General features: G+C 69.0%; 13 protein-coding genes. 5 read left to right on the forward strand and 8 right to left on the reverse strand.

From position 1 onward, the window contains the following. Positions 1-38 precede the first annotated feature (38 nt). The 3 genes from AC1DNG_RS08795 (at position 39) to sufU (ending at position 5,716) form a co-directional block, all read left to right on the forward strand. Positions 39-2,762: a helix-turn-helix transcriptional regulator gene (locus AC1DNG_RS08795; RefSeq protein WP_476887162.1), complete on the forward strand. Its 2,724-nt coding sequence runs from the start codon at positions 39-41 to the stop codon at positions 2,760-2,762. Between the two features lie 1,179 nt (positions 2,763-3,941). Further along, positions 3,942-5,249: an aminotransferase class V-fold PLP-dependent enzyme gene (locus AC1DNG_RS08800; protein ID WP_476859123.1), complete on the forward strand. Its 1,308-nt coding sequence runs from the start codon at positions 3,942-3,944 to the stop codon at positions 5,247-5,249. A gap of 11 nt (positions 5,250-5,260) precedes the next feature. Beyond that, positions 5,261-5,716, forward strand: a complete 456-nt coding sequence (sufU, locus tag AC1DNG_RS08805; RefSeq protein ID WP_230009833.1) for a Fe-S cluster assembly sulfur transfer protein SufU — start codon at positions 5,261-5,263, stop codon at positions 5,714-5,716. A 10-nt stretch (positions 5,717-5,726) separates the two neighbouring features. On the opposite strand, the gene AC1DNG_RS08810 is transcribed toward sufU, so the two are convergent. The 5 genes from AC1DNG_RS08810 to AC1DNG_RS08830 form a co-directional block, all read right to left on the reverse strand. Further along, entirely contained in the window at positions 5,727-7,040 is a 1,314-nt protein-coding gene (locus AC1DNG_RS08810; protein WP_476856545.1) for a UDP-glucose dehydrogenase family protein, read from the reverse strand. Positions 7,041-7,069: 29 nt separating this feature from the next. Then, positions 7,070-7,513 (reverse strand): VanZ family protein, encoded by a 444-nt coding sequence (locus tag AC1DNG_RS08815; protein WP_230009621.1) that lies wholly within the window; start codon positions 7,511-7,513, stop codon positions 7,070-7,072. A 95-nt stretch (positions 7,514-7,608) separates the two neighbouring features. Continuing rightward, positions 7,609-7,830, reverse strand: coding sequence for an SCO4848 family membrane protein (locus AC1DNG_RS08820; protein ID WP_018774651.1), 222 nt, complete (start codon positions 7,828-7,830; stop codon positions 7,609-7,611). A gap of 4 nt (positions 7,831-7,834) precedes the next feature. After that, positions 7,835-8,332 (reverse strand): DUF2505 domain-containing protein, encoded by a 498-nt coding sequence (locus AC1DNG_RS08825; protein WP_223914131.1) that lies wholly within the window; start codon positions 8,330-8,332, stop codon positions 7,835-7,837. Between the two features lie 48 nt (positions 8,333-8,380). Next, positions 8,381-9,946, reverse strand: a complete 1,566-nt coding sequence (locus tag AC1DNG_RS08830) for an SDR family oxidoreductase (RefSeq protein ID WP_476887163.1) — start codon at positions 9,944-9,946, stop codon at positions 8,381-8,383. Positions 9,947-10,193: 247 nt separating this feature from the next. On the opposite strand from AC1DNG_RS08830, the gene mfd reads away from it, so the two are divergent. Continuing rightward, complete coding sequence (gene mfd / locus AC1DNG_RS08835) at positions 10,194-13,865, forward strand: transcription-repair coupling factor (RefSeq protein ID WP_476887164.1); 3,672 nt, start codon at positions 10,194-10,196, stop codon at positions 13,863-13,865. A gap of 4 nt (positions 13,866-13,869) precedes the next feature. Then, complete coding sequence (locus AC1DNG_RS08840) at positions 13,870-14,700, forward strand: metal-dependent hydrolase (protein WP_018774647.1); 831 nt, start codon at positions 13,870-13,872, stop codon at positions 14,698-14,700. Positions 14,701-14,771: 71 nt separating this feature from the next. On the opposite strand, the gene AC1DNG_RS08845 is transcribed toward AC1DNG_RS08840, so the two are convergent. The 3 genes from AC1DNG_RS08845 to AC1DNG_RS08855 form a co-directional block, all read right to left on the reverse strand. After that, complete coding sequence (locus AC1DNG_RS08845) at positions 14,772-14,996, reverse strand: hypothetical protein (RefSeq protein ID WP_230010712.1); 225 nt, start codon at positions 14,994-14,996, stop codon at positions 14,772-14,774. A 52-nt stretch (positions 14,997-15,048) separates the two neighbouring features. Then, a complete protein-coding gene (gene deoC, locus AC1DNG_RS08850) occupies positions 15,049-15,747 on the reverse strand; it encodes a deoxyribose-phosphate aldolase (RefSeq protein ID WP_028278361.1) in 699 nt (232 codons plus the stop codon). Between the two features lie 160 nt (positions 15,748-15,907). Beyond that, the gene (locus tag AC1DNG_RS08855) at positions 15,908-16,807 is read right to left on the reverse strand and encodes an FAD-dependent oxidoreductase (RefSeq protein WP_476887165.1); all 900 of its coding nucleotides are present in this window, start codon (positions 16,805-16,807) and stop codon (positions 15,908-15,910) included. Positions 16,808-16,979 lie beyond the last annotated feature (172 nt).

Raw genomic sequence — 16,979 nt, forward strand, 5'->3', positions numbered from 1 at the left:
TATTCAAGACGGGCAGAAACTGGCAGGAAGAACCGGCGATGGAAAGCCTGGCTGAGACCTCGGCACTGATCGAGCGCTCGGCGCTGGTCAAGGACCTGGTGCGTTGCCTGCGTGACGACACCCGATCAGGTGCGCTCATCGTCGGCGGCGCGGGCGCGGGCAAGACCGCCGTCCTCAAGGCCGCCATCCGCGAACTCGAGCCCCACCGCCGCCTGATTCGGCTGACCGCCACTCCGGCCCTGGCCAGCGTTCCTTTCGGTGCCTTGGCGCCGTACTTGTCCCGGCTTCCTGACCGGGAACTCGACTCCTACGCAGCCGTCGTGGAAGCGATGGCGCGCAGCCTGAAATCCGAGGCGGACCGCCCTCTGTTTGTGGTCGACGACGCGCATTGCCTCGATCATGGGACCGTCCGGCAGTTGGCTCAGGCGGCGGCGACCGGCGCCGCGGGAATCCTCGTGGCCTGCCGTCCCGGGCCGATGATTCCGGAAGAGTTCCTCGCGCTGTGGGACGACGGGATAATTGCCAAGTTCGACCTTTACCCGCTGAGCCGGATCGGAACCCACCAACTGTGCGAGCAGGTCCTGCGGGCCGACGTCTCTCCGTGGGTTAGTGCGTTGTTCCATAAGGCGGCCGACGGCAATCCGCTCATGCTGATGTCCCTGATCCAGCATGCCCGTGCCAGCGGCGCCTTGGGCCTCCGGCACGGAGTATGGTTCCTGCTGGCCAACCCCGACATGGCCCAAGTTCCGGCCGCCGACGTTGTGGACCGGCAGTTGCGCTCCATGACACCGGAGGAAAAGACCGCCGCCACGATCGTTGCCATGGCCGGACCGCTATCCCTGTCCCAGATTCTGCGGATCAGTGGTCCTAAGGCCGTCGATGCCCTGGACACCGCGGGCATCATTGCCGTCTCCACGGGACATGACCGGCTGGTACGGCCCGCCAGCCCGATCCTTGGCGAAATTATCCGCCAGCGGGTCCCGGCCGGCCGCAGTTCGGCCCTGCGTTCGAGCGTGTTGTCGCTTCCGTCGGCACGGGCCGCCGCGCCGGGAGCGGCACTCAACCGGCTGCGCTGGTCCATGGACTGCGGCGTAGAGATCCCTCCGATCCAGCTCCTGCAGGCCGCTGTCGCCGCGAACACGGACCTGGACCCTGCGACCGCGTCCCGGGTGGCTGGCGCCATCCGGGACGCCCGGTTCCTCCCCGAGGCCCGGATCCAGTTGGCCTATTCGCACTTTATCGCGGGGCACACCGAGGCCGCTGTGGCGTGTCTGGAGGCCGCACAGCCGGTGCCCTCCGGACGGCCGTCCTACCTGGCAGCCCTCCTGGCAGCCCGGCTCGGGTCCGCAACGCCGGCCCGGCAACAGGAAGCCGACGCCGGGACGCACCGCCCGGCCTTTGGACTGTCCATGGAACCAGGGCTCCTGGAATCGCGGGCCCGGGATTCACTGTCTGCGGATTTCGCAACGTGCACCGACCTTTCCGGGCGCGCTCCGGCGGGACGGCCGTCGGACGTGACAGCTGCCGGGGGACTGGCCACAGAGCTTCTGAGTCACTCCTGGGACGGGAAGTTCATGGCAGTTGGAACCGTGCTGCGCGAACTCATCGCCGCGGCCGGCGCCTATCCCGAAATCCGGGTCCCGGCAGTTTCCCTCCTCGCCGAACTCTTGACCGCCCAAGGTCAACTCCGCGCAGGGCTGCGATTGGACGGAGAGGCATGGGGCGGCGCCCGAACCGCAAGCCTGGAACTTCCCTTGGTCTACGAGGACCTCGTGGTGCGCCACTGCCTGAATCTGATCTGGGCCGGCGACTGGGACCGGCTCGGAAATGTCCTGGACGATTACGCGGCCCGTGAGCCTGGGCGTCTGCTGTACAGCGGCGGCATGCTGCACCTCATGCGGGGCTATTCGCGGTTGCGCCAGGGCAGGATGCGTGAAAGCTTGGCCGAACTTCGGCTGAGTGTCGAAGAGCTTACTATCGCCGACCCGTTAGGTCTGTTGCCGTTTGCGCGCGCCGTTGCGGCCTACGCCGCAGGCGCCGTCGGACGCCACCATGAGGCCAGCCAGCATGTGCTGGCCTACCGGCTCTCGGAGTACCGGGAGCCGAAAACCCTTCACCTGCTGGCAGAGGCGTACTGCCGGGCGGCTGAACCCGGAGAAGGGCCCGGAGGGAGCGGTGCCGGAGCTTTGGCGCGGCTGGCGGACGAGGCCCTGCACGAGAGCCTGCGGGGCGTTGAAACCGATATCAGGCGGCTCGCGCTCCGCGGCGGTGACACCTCGGGCGCCGAAGCCCTCGCCCTCAGCAGCGGCGCAGTCGACGGCCCGGAAGCCAGGCTGGTGGAGTCCTACGCGCGAGCGGTGTCGGCGTCCGATGCGTCCGACCTCATTGGCATCAGCGACGACGCGCTCAATGCAGGGCACGGGCTCCTTGCCCTTGAGGCCGCCCAGCAGGCCGAGCGGATCCTGGCAGACGACCCGGAGCGGTGGCGGCTTACCGCGGTCCAGCGCCGGGTCCATCACCGCCTGGTGGAGGCCGGAATGTTGTCGCAATTGGAGGTCGTCCGCAGCGATCACGGCGCCCCGTTGACTGCCCGCGAGACCGAAGTCCTGGAACTGGTGTCGGGCGGGGCCACGAACGCCGAGATCGCCACCGCGCTCTGTGTGTCACTTCGGACAGTGGAGGGGCACCTGTCCCGGATCTTCGCCAAGCTCGGCGTGGGCCGGCGGGCGGACCTCCTGGACCTCGGCCCGCTGCCCTCCTGACCGGCCCGGCCCGGCATGGCGTGACCTGGCTGTGGCGTGCGTACAGCACGGGTGGCCTGCGGGACCAGCGGGAGTAGCTCCAAGTAGTGCCATGGCGAGTAGGGCGTCAGAAATCGGGTAAACGCTACTCGTGTGCAGAGTCCGTTCGGGCGATTGACTTAAGCCAGTCCCACGAACAGCCCCATCCCGAACAGCTTCAACCCGAACAGCTCCACCCCGAACAGCCCCATCCCGAACAACTCCACCCCGAACAGCTCACAAAGGTCTCAAAATGAGGAACTTGAGGGCGGTCAGCAACCGCAAGCATGGCCCGAGGAAAGTGTGGTCTCAAATTCCTTGCTTGCGGATGCGGCCACTGCCACCATTAGAGGTGATCGGGCCGTAATCTTTCCCACTAACTCCTTCATTGGAATCGTGCGGTGCCTCAACGGGCAGCCGCGCGCCAAGGTCGGAGCCGGCGGCGTCAGAGCCTTCTGAGACCGAGGCTCTCCCCCCAGCCGCCGCCGGCTCCCTTAATCGGTCTACACGCGGGTCCGCGCCATCGAGAAGCGCGGCCCTGACACCGGCGCCGTCGGGCATCGCCGCAGGGGGTAGCGGCGCGTGACGACGTCCGGTGTGCGAGCCCTCGCCGGCCCTGGCGTCACGCGCCGGCATGTCGGGCGAGCCTTGCGCCGCGCAGGCCTAGCGCCGTAGCAGTGAGAGCCGGCCGGATCTTCCGGCGCCCCTGTTGGATGCCGCTGCTGGATCCCGTCGGCCCACGGCTCCCGCCAATGGGTCCAGGCGACGCACACCCGCGGCCCCTGCGATCATCGCCGCGGCCCCTATCGGTCGTCGTTCGCCATTCTTGGGCAGCACCAGCCCAACCCGCCTGGCTGGGGGTTGATTGGGGCTGCCCTTGGGCAATGCTCCTGTCGCGGTCCGGGTCTTGGCCGCCGAAGGGCACCGCCGCGGGAGCCGATGGCCGCCGGAGCCGGCTAACGGGGCGCGGACCTCCGCTCGGGTTCCGCGGTGAGAGCGTTCCGCGGTGTGCGGGTCCGCGCGGTGGCCGCGCGGTGGGCGCGCAGGAGGGCTGCAGGAACGTGGGATAATTAGGTTTAATCTGTGTGACGTATTTTGCACGCTGGCCGCCCGGCCGGCGCGGTGTACGCCGCAGCGAACGCCGATCCAGGAGTCTCCGCCATGGTTGCCACCCCAGCCCATCTCCGCCGCTCTGCCGCCGCGCTCGGAAACGAGGAGGTCCTGAGGATCCGCAACGACTTCCCAATCCTGCAGCAGCACGTCAACGGCAGGCCGCTCGTCTACCTGGACTCCGGTGCCACCTCGCAGAACCCGCTCAGCGTGCTCGAGGCCGAGCAGGAATTCTATGAGCAGCGGAACTCCGCGGTCCACCGTGGGGCACACCACCTCGCCGTCGAGGCCACCGAGGCGTTCGAAAACGCCCGGGAAACGGTGGCGGACTTCGTCGGGGCGGAGTGGGATGAGCTGATCTGGACCTCCAACGCCACGGAGGGCCTGAACCTGCTCACCTACTCCTTCCTCAACGCTTCCCTGCCGGGCGCCGGACCCGAAGCGGCCCGGTTCGCCCTGGCCCCGGGCGACGAGCTCGTGGTCACGGAGATGGAGCACCACGCCAACCTGATCCCCTGGCAGGAGCTGGCGGCCCGGACCGGCGCCGTCGTGAAGTTCATCCCGATCGACGACGCCGGCGCCCTTGACCTGGAGGCCGCTGCCGGCATCATCGGCCCGCGCACCCGCGTCCTGGCGTTCACGCACGCGTCAAACGTCCTCGGCACCATCAACCCGGTGGCCGCCCTGGTGGCCCTGGCCCGGTCCGCGGGAGCCCTCGTGGTGCTCGACGCCTGCCAGTCCGCACCGCACCTGCCCCTGGACGTGAAGGCGCTCGACGTCGACTTCGCGGTGTTCTCCGGCCACAAGATGCTTGCCCCCACCGGCATCGGCGCCCTCTATGGCCGCTCGGAGCTGCTCAACGCGATGCCGCCGTTCCTGACCGGCGGCTCCATGATCACCACCGTCACGATGGAACGGGCGGGTTTCCTGCCCAGCCCGCAACGCTTCGAAGCCGGCACCCAGCGCATTTCGCAGGCCGTGGCACTCTCCGCGGCGGTAAATTACCTCAGCGAAACCGGGATGGACCGCATCCACGCCTGGGAAGCCGAACTCGGCCAGCGCCTCGTGCGCGGCCTGGAGTCCATCCCCGGGATCCGGGTGCTGGGTCCGGCGGCCGGGCAGGAGCGGATTGGCCTGGCTGCATTCGACGTCGCGGGCGTCCACGCGCACGACGTCGGCCAGTTCCTGGACAGCCGCGGCATCGCCGTGCGGGTCGGCCACCACTGTGCCCAGCCCCTGCACCGCCGGCTCGGGCTGACGGCGACGACGCGCGCCAGTACGTACCTTTACAACACCACGGACGATGTGGACGCGTTCCTGAACGCGGTCGCCGATGTCCGTGCCTACTTCCAAGCCTAGGACGGACATCCATGAGTCTTGACCAGCTTTACCAGCAGATCATCCTCGAACATGCCAAGGCCCGGCACGGCAGCGGCCTCGCCGCCGCGGACGCGCCCAAGGAGGCCAGCTGCGGCCAATCCCACCAGCTGAATCCGACCTGCGGCGACGAAATCACGGTCCGGGTGTCCGTTGCCGGCGGGAAGGTCAGTGAGCTGCGCTGGGACGGTGACGGCTGCTCGATCTCGATGGCCTCGGCGTCCGTGCTGACAGACCTCGCCGAGGGCATGACAGTCGAGGAACTCAGCGCCGTCATTGACAGCTTCCGCGAGGTGCTGCGCTCGCGCGGGAAGGTGCCGGCCGACCCGGAGGTGCTGGGCGACGCCGCGGCGTTTGAGGGTGTGTCCCGTTATGCTGCCCGGGTCAAATGCGCCATGCTCTCCTGGGTGGCCGCGGAGGACGCCCTCGGCCAGGCGCTGACGGCCTGACGGCAACACATCAGGGCCGGCCCAGGCCCTTGTAGGTCCAGCCGGCCGCCCGCCACTTGGCAGGGTCCAGGACGTTGCGGCCGTCCAGGATGCGCGGCGCGGACACGAGCGCTTTGGCGGCGTGCGGATCCAGCTCCCGGTACGCCTGCCACTCGGTCAGCAGCAGCACGGCATCGGCCCGGTGCAGCGTCGTCTCCAGGTCCGGTTCCAGCTGGAGTTCGGGGAAGCGCTTGGCGGCATTGGGCAGGGCCTGGGGATCGGTGACCGTCACCACGGCGCCCTGCAGCTGCAGCTGCGCGGCGGCGCTTAACGCGGGGGAGTCCCGGACGTCGTCGCTTTCGGGCTTGAACGCCGCGCCCAGGACGGCGACCCGCTGGCCCAACAGGGACCCGCCGCACAGTTCGCGTGTCAGCTCCACCACCCGGGTCCGGCGCCGCATGTTAATCGCATCCACTTCCCGCAGGAAGGTCAGAGCCTGGTCCGCCCCCAGCTCGCCGGCGCGGGCCATGAAGGCACGGATGTCCTTGGGCAGGCACCCGCCGCCGAATCCGATGCCTGCGTTCAGGAACTTCCGCCCGATCCGCTCGTCGAGCCCGATCGCATCGGCCAGCCGGGTGACGTCGGCGCCGGTGGCTTCGCAGACCTCGGCCATGGCGTTGATGAAGGAGATCTTGGTCGCGAGGAACGAGTTGGCTGCCGTCTTCACCAGTTCCGCCGTGGCGTAGTCCGTCACCAGCCGGGGTGTCCCGCCTGCCAGGGGAGTCTCGTAGACCCTGTCGAGGACGGCCACCGCGGGATGGTCTTCGCTGCCGTCCGGCGTGCCGTAGACAAACCGGTCCGGGTTCAGGGTGTCTGTCACGGCATGGCCTTCGCGCAGGAACTCGGGATTCCAGACCAGCGAGGCGCCGGGCTCTGCCTCCGCCAGCACCTCGGCCAGGCCCGCGGCGGTTCCCACAGGCACCGTGGATTTGCCGGCGACGACGTCGCCGGGGGAGACGTATTCAGCGAGCGAGGCGACGGCGGCGTCGACATAGCGCAGGTCGGCGCCGTTTTCGCCGCGTTTCTGCGGCGTTCCGACGCAGATGAAATGGACCTCGGCGCCGCGGGCGGCCGCCATGTCGGTGGTGAACCGCAGCCGGCCCGATTCCTCAAGTTGGGACAAGAGTTCGTCGAGCACGGGTTCGTAAAAGGGGGCGTGGCCTGCTGAAAGCTGTGCCACCTTGTGTTCGTCGACGTCGATTCCGACGACGTCGTGACCCAGCTTTGCCATGCATGCGGCATGGACCGCGCCCAGGTAACCGCAACCAATAACCGAGATCCGCATAGTTCCGATTTCCTCCCGTCGGGCCCTGTTCACAGGGTACGTGGTGGACGTCGGGATCGCACAGCCTCACGGCGTGCCATGAACAGCCTGGCCACGAGCGCGCCGGCCATGGCGCCGATCGTGTTTGCGGCGACGTCGGCGACGGACGGAAAGCGCGCCGGCAGGAACGCCATCTGGCCGAGTTCGATCACGACGGAGAGGATGAACCCGGCAACGGCCCCGCCCCACCAGAGCCGCAGGCCCAGGATGATGGCGACCAGGGCGCCCAGCGGAATAAACAGGATCACGTTTGAGGAAAATTCCACCACCCCGTAGTCGAACCAGGGAGGGACGCCCCAGCTGTGCAGTTGCCGGAGCCACCGCATGAGGTAGGTGGCCGCGCCCCGGTCAACGGGCACCGGCCAGAAGGCAATCAGGCCGAGGACCGGAACGCAGGCGCACAGGCCCCAGATGGCGACGCGGCGGGGTAGCAACTGGCGTCCCCTTTCAGCGGTCCACCTTTTTGCTGATTCTAGCGGCCGGCGGCGGCAGGCGCAGGGTGCGCGTGCCGCCGCCGGTGTGCCGGATGCTAGCTGAGCAGCCCGGCCACGCCAATCGCCGCCGTCGCGGCCCCCAGCAGCATGGAGATGCTGACCAGGACCACATGGACGGTCAGGAAGCGCGTGGCCTTGCCGTTGGCGTCGCGGGCACGCGGATCCTTCATGACCCGGCGCAGGAACTGCGGCCAGACAACAAGGGACCAGACGCCGGCGACGATCAGGACGACGGCGAGGACCGCGGGCAGTTCCACGGGGTCAGTGGCTTTCGAGCCAGGCCTGGGCCTGCTGGGACTGCAGGTTCAGGGCCTTGCCGACCATCGGTTCTGCGGCGTCGGCGATCTTGCCGCCAAGGAACGGCACCGAGGAGGTCACGTCGCCCTCGAGCTCGATCCGGGTGCTGCCGCCGTCGGACACGAGACGCTGGACAGCCTTCACGTCCAGCGGGGCGCCGGAGACCTTCAGGGAGATCTTGCTCTGTCGGGAGCCGTCGGCGGCGGGGGCCTCCCAGGCCTCCAGCTGCGTCACCTTCAGGCTTTCGCCAACAAATTTCCGGGCAATGTCGGGCATCCGGGTGGTGGGGATGGTCCGCACGGTGGTGGTGTTGAAAGCGCCGGCGGTGTCACCGTCGATGGCGAAGGATTCCAGGGTGCCGCCGACGAGTTCGCTCGTGTGGCGCAGGAAGTCTTCATTGACGAAAACCGCGGTAACGCGGTCGACGCTGTGCGGAACGGTGGTGGATGCACTCAGGGCCATAGGGGGGTCCTCCGTGATGTGGAAGTGGACGTTTCGGGCTCCAACATCCTACGTGGTGTGCCGGGCTGGCTCCGATTCGAGGTTTTCCAGATCCCGGGCGGCGGCGGTGATATTCCGCGACATGGCGGGAAAAATGACGCTGTGGAACGGCAGCACTGCGAGCCAGTAGAGGCGGCCGCTGAGGCCCTTGGGGAAGAAGATGGCGCGCTGGCGGTAGCGGCTGCCCGTCCCCTCCGGCTCCACGGAAAGTTCGAGCCAGGCCCGGCCCGGGGCCCGCATTTCGGCCCGCAGCCGCAGCAGCCGGCCACGGTCGATCCGCTCGACCCGCCACCAGTCCACCACCTCGCCCTCGGCCAGCAGGTGCGGGTGCCGGCGGCCGCGCAGCAGCCCCGCCCCGCCGGTGAGCTTGTCCAGCCAGCCGCGCACCTGCCAGGCCAGTGGCAGGGAGTACCAGCCGTTCCGGCCGCCGATTCCTTCGATGACGGTCCACACATATTTGGGGTCCACGTCGCTTTGGAAGCTTCGCTCGTCCACGTACACGGCGTGTCCGGACCAGTCCGGGTCGCTCGGCAGGGGATCGGCGTCGACGCCGGCGCTGGCCCACGTGGTCTCCACCTGGCCGTCGCGTTCCTTGCCCAGGGCGAGGGCCACGGCCCGCCGGTAGGGGGTCAGGCCGCCCTCCGGCGCAGGGATGTACGCGTCGATGTCGTGCTCGGCGGCGACGGCGTCGTGCTGGAGTGATTCGACGAGCGGCAGGGACATGGAGAGCGGGATGGGGGTGGTCAGTGCCACCCACAGACCGGCCAGTTTGGGGGCCGGCACCGGCAGCGCCAGCACCACCCGGTGCGGCAGGCGGGCCTCGGCGGCGTATTCCTGCATCATTCCGGCGTAACTGAGCACCTGGCGGCAGCCGATGTCGAAGGTCCGGTTGATGGGTCCTTCCAGCGACGCTGCCGCCACGAGGTAGTACAGGACGTCACGGACCGCGATCGCCTCGATCTTGTTGCGCACCCAGCTCGGGGCGGGCATCAGCGGCAGCGTCTCGGACAAATGCCGGATCATTTCGAACGACGCCGAACCCGAGCCGATCACGACGCCGGCCTGGAACACCACCGCGTCCACCGGGCTGTCCAGGAACACCTTCCCCACCGCCTCGCGGGAGCGCATGTGGGTGGACAGTTCGGCCCCGGCCGGGTGCAGGCCGCCGAGGTAAACGATCCTGTCCACACCGGCGGCCGCCGCGGCCCGGGCGGCCGTCCCGGCCATCGTCTTTTCCTTGGCCTCGAAGCCGGCCCCGGCCGCCATGGAATGGACCAGGTAGTACAGGACGTCGACGCCGTCGAGCGCCGTCTGCAGGGCGTCCCCGTCGTCGAGGCTGCTGTGGATCACCTCGACGTCGTCCAGCCAGGGCACGCCGGCGATCTTGGCCGGGGTGCGGACCACGACTTTGACCCGGTGCCCGGCTTCCAGGAGCCGGGGGACAAGCCGGCCGCCGATGTAGCCGGTGGCCCCGGTGACGAGCACGGTCTTAGGGGATGCGGCCTTCGCGGTGGCTGCCTGCGGGGCTGGAGCAGGGGTTCCAGCGGGTTCGGGGGTTGCGGTTGTGGCGTTCATGGTGACTCCTTGTCAGCCAGCAGTTGGCGGGTGGCCTACCAAGCGATTCGGTGCGCGGCCCGCGTTGGATGGGCCGCCCGCTCCTGAAGCCAGCCTAGCCCCGTCGGCGGCGCCCCGGGCAGGCCTCACCGGCCGGGCCCGTCGGCGGGCCCCGAGGCTCCGCGGTAGGCTTGGAGGGCCCGGGATTCTCGCGAATTTCGGCTATTCGTGTTGCCTGCACCCCGTGATCCCATCAGGAGCAACAGCTATGAGCCTCAACGGCCCCTCTCTCACCGGTTTGCGCCGTGTCCTCGCCGAAGACCGGAACTACGCCCGGATCCAGGCCGAGGCCGCCCGCGGGTTCGCCGCCCGCAGCGAGGATTACCAGATCAGCGCCCCGGCCGGAATGCGGTCCACGCTGCTCGCGGAAATGGCGGACGGACTCGCGACCCTGGCGGGAAACGAAACCGGCTCTGCAGGGGCTGGCCGGGGAGTGCCCGTGGTCCTGGCCGTCACCGCGACCGGCCGCGAGGCTGAGGACCTGACCGAGGCCCTGCGCGCCTTCCTGCCGGCCGAGACGATCGCGGAGTTCCCCAGCTGGGAGACGCTGCCGCATGAGCGGCTCTCCCCGCGCTCGGACACCGTGGGCCGGCGGCTGTCTGTGCTGCGGCGGCTCGCGCACCCCGAATCGTCCACCGCCGGTGCGCTGCGCGTGGTGGTAGCCCCCGTCCGCGCCGTCGTGCAGCCGATCGTCGCCGGACTCGGCGAACTGGTGCCGGTCACCCTGAAAGTCGGCCAGGAGGCCCCCTTCAGCGGTGTCGTCAAGAGCCTGGCCGACGCCGCCTACGCCCGGGTGGACATGGTGACCCGCCGCGGCGAATTCGCCGTCCGCGGCGGCATGCTGGACGTCTTCCCGCCCACCGAGGACCACCCCATCCGGGTCGAGTTCTTTGGTGACGAGGTGGACCAGATGCGCTGGTTCGCCGTCGCCGACCAGCGCTCGCTGACCGCGCCCGGCCTGCACCATCCCACCGAACTCCATGCCCCGCCGTGCCGCGAAATCCTGATCACACCCTCCGTCATGTCCCGCGCCGCGACCCTGAAGTCCCAGCTCCCGGCCGCCGCGGACATGCTGGAGAAAATCGCCGGCGGCATCGCCGTCGAGGGCATGGAATCGCTGGCCCCCGTGCTGGTGGACGCCATGGTGCCGTTCCTGGACCAGCTCCCGGCGGGTTCCATCGCGGTGGTGATCGAGCCGGAGAAGGTCCGGACCCGGGCCCACGACCTCGCCGCCACGAACGAGGAATTCCTCGAGGCCGCCTGGTCCACGGCGTCCGACGGCGGCACCGCACCTCTTGATCTGACCTCTGCGGCGTCCGAAGCGCTGCACTCGGCCAGCTTCCGCTCGCTGACCGAAACCCGCACCGCGGCCCTCGAGCACGGCGTCTCCTGGTGGTCCATCACCTCGCTGGCCAGCGACGAGGAGCTGCTGCCCGACGTCGACGTGCTGAACCTGCACGCCCGGGAACCCCGCGGCTACCAGGGCGACGTGGCGGAAATGATGGACTTCATCGGCTCCCGCGTCCGGGACCAGTGGCGGATCGTCGTGGTCACCGAGGGCCCGGGCCCGGCGCAGCGCCTCGCCGAACTCTTCCACGACAACGACATCCCGTGCGCGCGGGTTGACACGCTCGAGGCCGATCCGCAGGCCGGGCTGATCGAGGTGACCACCGCCGCCGTCGGCCGCGGTTTTGTCCTGGATCCGCTCAAGCTGGCGCTGCTGACCGAGGCTGACCTGCTGGGCCGGACCTCGGCCGGTTCCACGAAGGACATGCGCAGGATGCCGTCCAAGCGGCGGAATGCCGTGGATCCGCTGCAGCTCGTGGCCGGGGACTCCGTGGTGCACGAACAGCACGGCATCGGCCGGTTCGTGGAGCTGATCCAGCGCAAGGTTGCCGGTGGCGGCGAGGGCGTGCGCGAATACCTGGTCTTGGAGTACGCCCCGTCCAAGCGCGGAGCCCCGGGCGACCGGCTCTTCGTGCCCACCGACCAGCTGGACCAGGTCACCCGGTACGTGGGCGGCGACACTCCGGCGCTGAGCAAGATGGGTGGCGCGGACTGGGCGAGCACCAAGTCCAAGGCCCGCAAGGCGGTCAAGGAGATCGCCGGCGAGCTGATCCGGCTGTACTCGGCCCGGATGGCCTCCCGCGGCTACGCCTTCGGCCCGGACACCCCGTGGCAGCGGGAACTGGAGGAGGCCTTCCCGTACGTGGAGACCCCGGACCAGCTGACCACCATCAACGAGGTCAAGGCCGACATGGAGCGGGAGATCCCGATGGACCGGCTGATCTCGGGCGACGTCGGCTACGGCAAGACAGAGATCGCTGTCCGGGCCGCGTTCAAAGCGGTCCAGGACGGCAAGCAGGTCGCCGTGCTGGTGCCCACCACGCTGCTCGCCCAGCAGCACTACGAGACGTTCACCGAACGGTTTTCCGGCTTTCCCCTCGTCGTCAAGCCGCTGTCCCGCTTCCAGACCGGCAAGGAGGCCAAGGAAACCGCCGACGGCGTCAAGGCCGGTTCCGTGGACGTCGTGATCGGCACGCACCGGCTGCTGTCCAAGGACTTCGGCTTCAAGGACCTCGGCCTGGTGATCGTGGACGAGGAGCAGCGCTTCGGCGTCGAACACAAGGAAGCGCTGAAGAAGATGCGCACCAACGTCGACGTCCTGGCCATGAGCGCCACCCCGATTCCGCGCACACTGGAAATGTCCCTGACCGGCATCCGCGAAACCTCCACCCTGGCCACCCCGCCGGAGGAACGGCACCCCGTGCTGACGTATGTGGGCCCGTACACGGACAAGCAGACTTCCGCCGCGATCCGCCGTGAGCTGATGCGCGAAGGCCAGGTGTTCTTCGTCCACAACCGGGTGTCCACGATCGACCGCACCGCGGCGAAGATCCGCGAACTGGTCCCTGAGGCCCGGGTGGAGGTGGCGCACGGGCAGATGTCCGAGAGCCGGCTGGAGCAGATCATCGTGGACTTCTGGGAAAAGCGCTTCGACGTCCTGGTCTGCACCACCATCATCGAGACCGGCCTGGACATCTCCAACGCCAACACCCTGATCGTGGACGGCGCGGACAAGTACGGCCTCTCCCAGCTGCACCAGCTGCGCGGACGTGTGGGACGCGGCCGTGAACGCGCCTACGCCTACTTCCTCTACCCTTCGGAAAAGCCGCTGGGCGAGGTGGCGCTGGAACGGCTCAAGGCCGTCGCAACGCACAATGAGCTCGGCGCCGGCATGCAGCTGGCCATGAAGGACCTGGAGATCCGCGGCGCCGGCAACCTGCTCGGCGGCGAGCAGTCCGGCCACATCCAAGGCGTCGGCTTCGACCTCTACATCCGGCTGGTCGGCGAGGCCGTAGCCGAATACCGGGGCGAGGCGGAGGAGAAGGCCGCCGAAATGAAGATCGAACTGCCGGTCAACGCGCACCTGCCGCACGACTACGTGCCGGGCGAACGGCTGCGCCTGGAGGCTTACCGCAAACTCGCCAGCGCCATCACCTACGAGGCGATCGAGGAGGTCCTCGCGGAGCTCGTGGACCGTTACGGCGAGCTGCCGCTGCCGGCCACCAACCTGATCGACGTCGCCCGGTTCCGGGTGGGCGCCCGCGAGGCCGGATTGTCCGACGTCGCGCTGCAGGGCAACTTCATCAAGTTCTCCCCGGCGCAACTGCCCGAGTCCAAGCTCATGCGCCTGACCCGGATGTACCCCGGCGCGCAGGCGAAGCCGGCTCTGGACGCCGTGCTCGTTCCGAAGCCCAAGACGGCCAGGATCGGCGGCCGGGACCTGCAGGACGCCGAGATCCTGGAGTGGGCCAACGGCGTGATCCGCAACATCTTCTCCGACGCCCCTGTCTCTGCCACACCGGCGGTGAAATAAAAGAATGATGGGAGGACATCACGCCGCGTCGGGAGCCGCGGCGTGGGTAGCCATTGCCTCGACCGGCCCGTATGCGCTCGGCTGGTACCCGCTGGATCCCACCGGAATCGTGATCGGCGCGATGGCGACGGCGGGGACCGCGCTGGTCTGCGACTGGGACCACCGTGCCAGCACGGTGGCGCACGCGCTGCCGCCGCTGTCCAACCTGGTGGCGCGCGGCATTGAGAACGCCAGCGGGGGCCACCGGCAGGGCACTCATTCGGTGCTGGGCGCGGCGTTCTTCGTGCTGCTGGCCACGATCGCCGGGCAGTGGCAGGTGCAGACCCAGTGGGGGCTGCTGTCCGTCGGAGCCGGCCTGCTGTGCATGTTCATGATCAACATCGCCGCGAAGGCACTGAAACTCTTCCCGAAATTCGGCTGGATCAGCAACTGGATCGTCGGGCTGCTCATGGCCGGACTCGTGACGTGGTTCGCGCCGCACCAGTGGACCTGGCTGCCGGTTTCGATGCTTACCGGGGTGCTGGTGCACATTGTGGGGGACATGATCACCACCGGGGGAGTGCCGCTGCTCTGGCCACTTGTGATCAAGCCGCCCAAGGTCCTGCGGAAACTGCCGCTGCTGAAGAACATCTGGAGGGCCAACGGGGCGTTCTCCATCCCGCTGCTGGGCCGGGCGGGTTCGCGGCGGGAATGGTTCGTCCTGATCCCGGTAAGCGGCTACGCCATGGTGGGGATGTTTGGCGCCGGCCTGGCGGTGGCCAAAGCGCACTTCCCCGCGGCCCTGGCCCTCGGCACGGGGCTGGTCAAGGGCCTGTTCGCGCTGGTGCCCGGCTAGGACTGCCACCGGTTAAATGACTGAAGCTCCGGATGAACCGGAGCTTCAGTCATTTAAGGGTCAGGAGTGGCCTAGTTTTCGCCGGCCGAGTCCGAGCGTCCCAGCAGGGTCTGCGGGATCCAGAACGCGGCGGCGAAGAGAATCAGGCAGACGGCCATCGGCCAGGTGTTTTCCAGCGTCAGGAAGGACAGCGAGTAGATCGCACCGAGGAACAGGACCATCATCGGCACGAACAGGGCGATGCTGGATCCGAGGCTGTTCTCGACGCGCCGGGACGGGGTGGTGTTGCTGGACATTCGTTCCTCCTCGGCCCCGGGGGGCTCAAAACTGTGGGCGGTGCCGGCACGGTCAGTACGCGGACGAACCCTGTTCACCCTTGACGATCGCGATACCGGAGCTGGCGCCAATACGTGTTGCACCTGCAGCAATCATAGCCTGAGCATCGGCCAGGGAACGCACGCCGCCGGAGGCCTTGACACCCAGGTCCGGGCCGACGGTGCGGCGCATGAGAGCGACGTCCTCGGCAGTGGCCCCGCCGCCGTTGAAGCCCGTGGAGGTCTTCACGAAGTCCGCCCCGGCTTCCACTGCGGCCTCGCAGGCGAGCACCTTCTGGTCATCGCCCAGCAGCGCCGTTTCGATGATGACCTTCAGGATGGCTCCGCCCTCGTGCACGGCGGCCGCGACGGCGGCGATGTCGTCCACCAGCGCGCCCTTGTCATTGGCACGGGCCGCGGCGATGTTGATGACCATGTCCACTTCTTCGGCACCGTCCAGGACCGCGCCGCGGGCCTCGAAGGCCTTGACGTCGCTCGGCGTGGCGCCCAGCGGGAATCCCACCACGGAGCACGTCAGGACGCCGGATCCCTTGAGCGCTTTCTTGACGGTCTTGACCCAGACCGGGTTCACGCAGACCGACTTGAAGTGGTACTCCGCCGCCTCGGCGCAGACCTTGAGGATCTCCGCCTCGCTGGCCTCCGGCTTGAGCAGGGTGTGGTCGATGTAGGAGGCGATGTTGGGCGTCCCCCCGGTGGCGGCTTCTTGGCTCATGGTGGTCCCTTTCGTGGCGGGCCTGGGACGCGGCGGTCCCTTCCCGGGCCTTGTGGGCCTGCGGGCCCTGGCGGCGCCGCGTGGTGCGCGGCTTATCAGGGAACCATCTTGCCATAGGAATGTGCCCGGCGGATGCCCCCGGCCGGGCCTCCCCGGCACGTCAGGCGGCGGCCGCCAGGGCCCGGCCCATGGTGGCCTGAAGCAACTGGGAAGCGCACACCGACGCCGCGGAACCGGAGGCCACGAGCAGCCCCAGCCGGACGCCGTCGTAGGCTGCCGCGTCACCGATCGCCCAGATGCCCGGCACGGAGGTGCGGAAGTCCTGGCCGATGACGATCCCGCCGCCGGCAGCGGTCGCGAGCCCGGCCGTGGCGGCCAGCTCGTCGCGGGCGATGCGCTCCTCGGCGAGGATCACGAGGTCACCGTTCATGCTGGAGCCGTCCTCGAAGACGATGCCCGACGCCGGCAGGGCGGACCCGGCGGCGGTGGGAACGACGGCGGCGGGACGGACGGTGGTGCGGACCGGGCGGACGCCGCGGGACCGGAGCACGGCCTCGGCCTGGCCGGCGGCCGAACCCGTGCCGACCAGGATGCCGAGGGGGCGGCGGCCCAGGACCCGGGTGACGTCCTTGACGGCCTCGCCCAGCCCGGCGGCGTCGTCGATCGTGGAATAGCTCAGGCAGCGGGCGGCACCTTCCACCGGAGCCTCGGCGGGGGCGGAACCGGTGGCGATGACGAGCTCGTCGTAGTCGAACTCCATGCCGTCGGCGGTGGTCACGCAGCGGTTTTCCGCGTCGATGTAGCTGGCCGGCTGGCCGAAGCGGACGGATACCTGGGGCAGGACGGCGAGCTCCAGCAATTCCTCGGGGGCGTCGTCCCGGTTGCTGAGGACCGTGATGGCGCCGGCGAACGGGGTCCGGGTGAGCTGCCGGACGAGCGCCTGGGCGGCCCGGCCGGCGCCGGCGATGACGATCCTGGGCCGGGCGGCCGTGGTGGCGGCGGCAGCCGGAGCGCCTGTCAGGGAGGAAGTGGAGATGGGAGACATTGCCGGAGCGGACATGTGCTGGCCCTTTCGCTGGGTGGCCATCGTGTGGCCGGTGTGCTTGATGAACCCCAGCGTAGGCGTCCGATTTTTCCGGGGTGTTTCCCGGGTGTTGCCGCTTCTGCCCTGCCCGTTCGCCAGTATTTACCGGCCGGTAATGCCGTGGGTCACACCCCGCGAAGGCCGGCAG

The organism is Arthrobacter sp. 01T425, assembly GCF_056398725.1.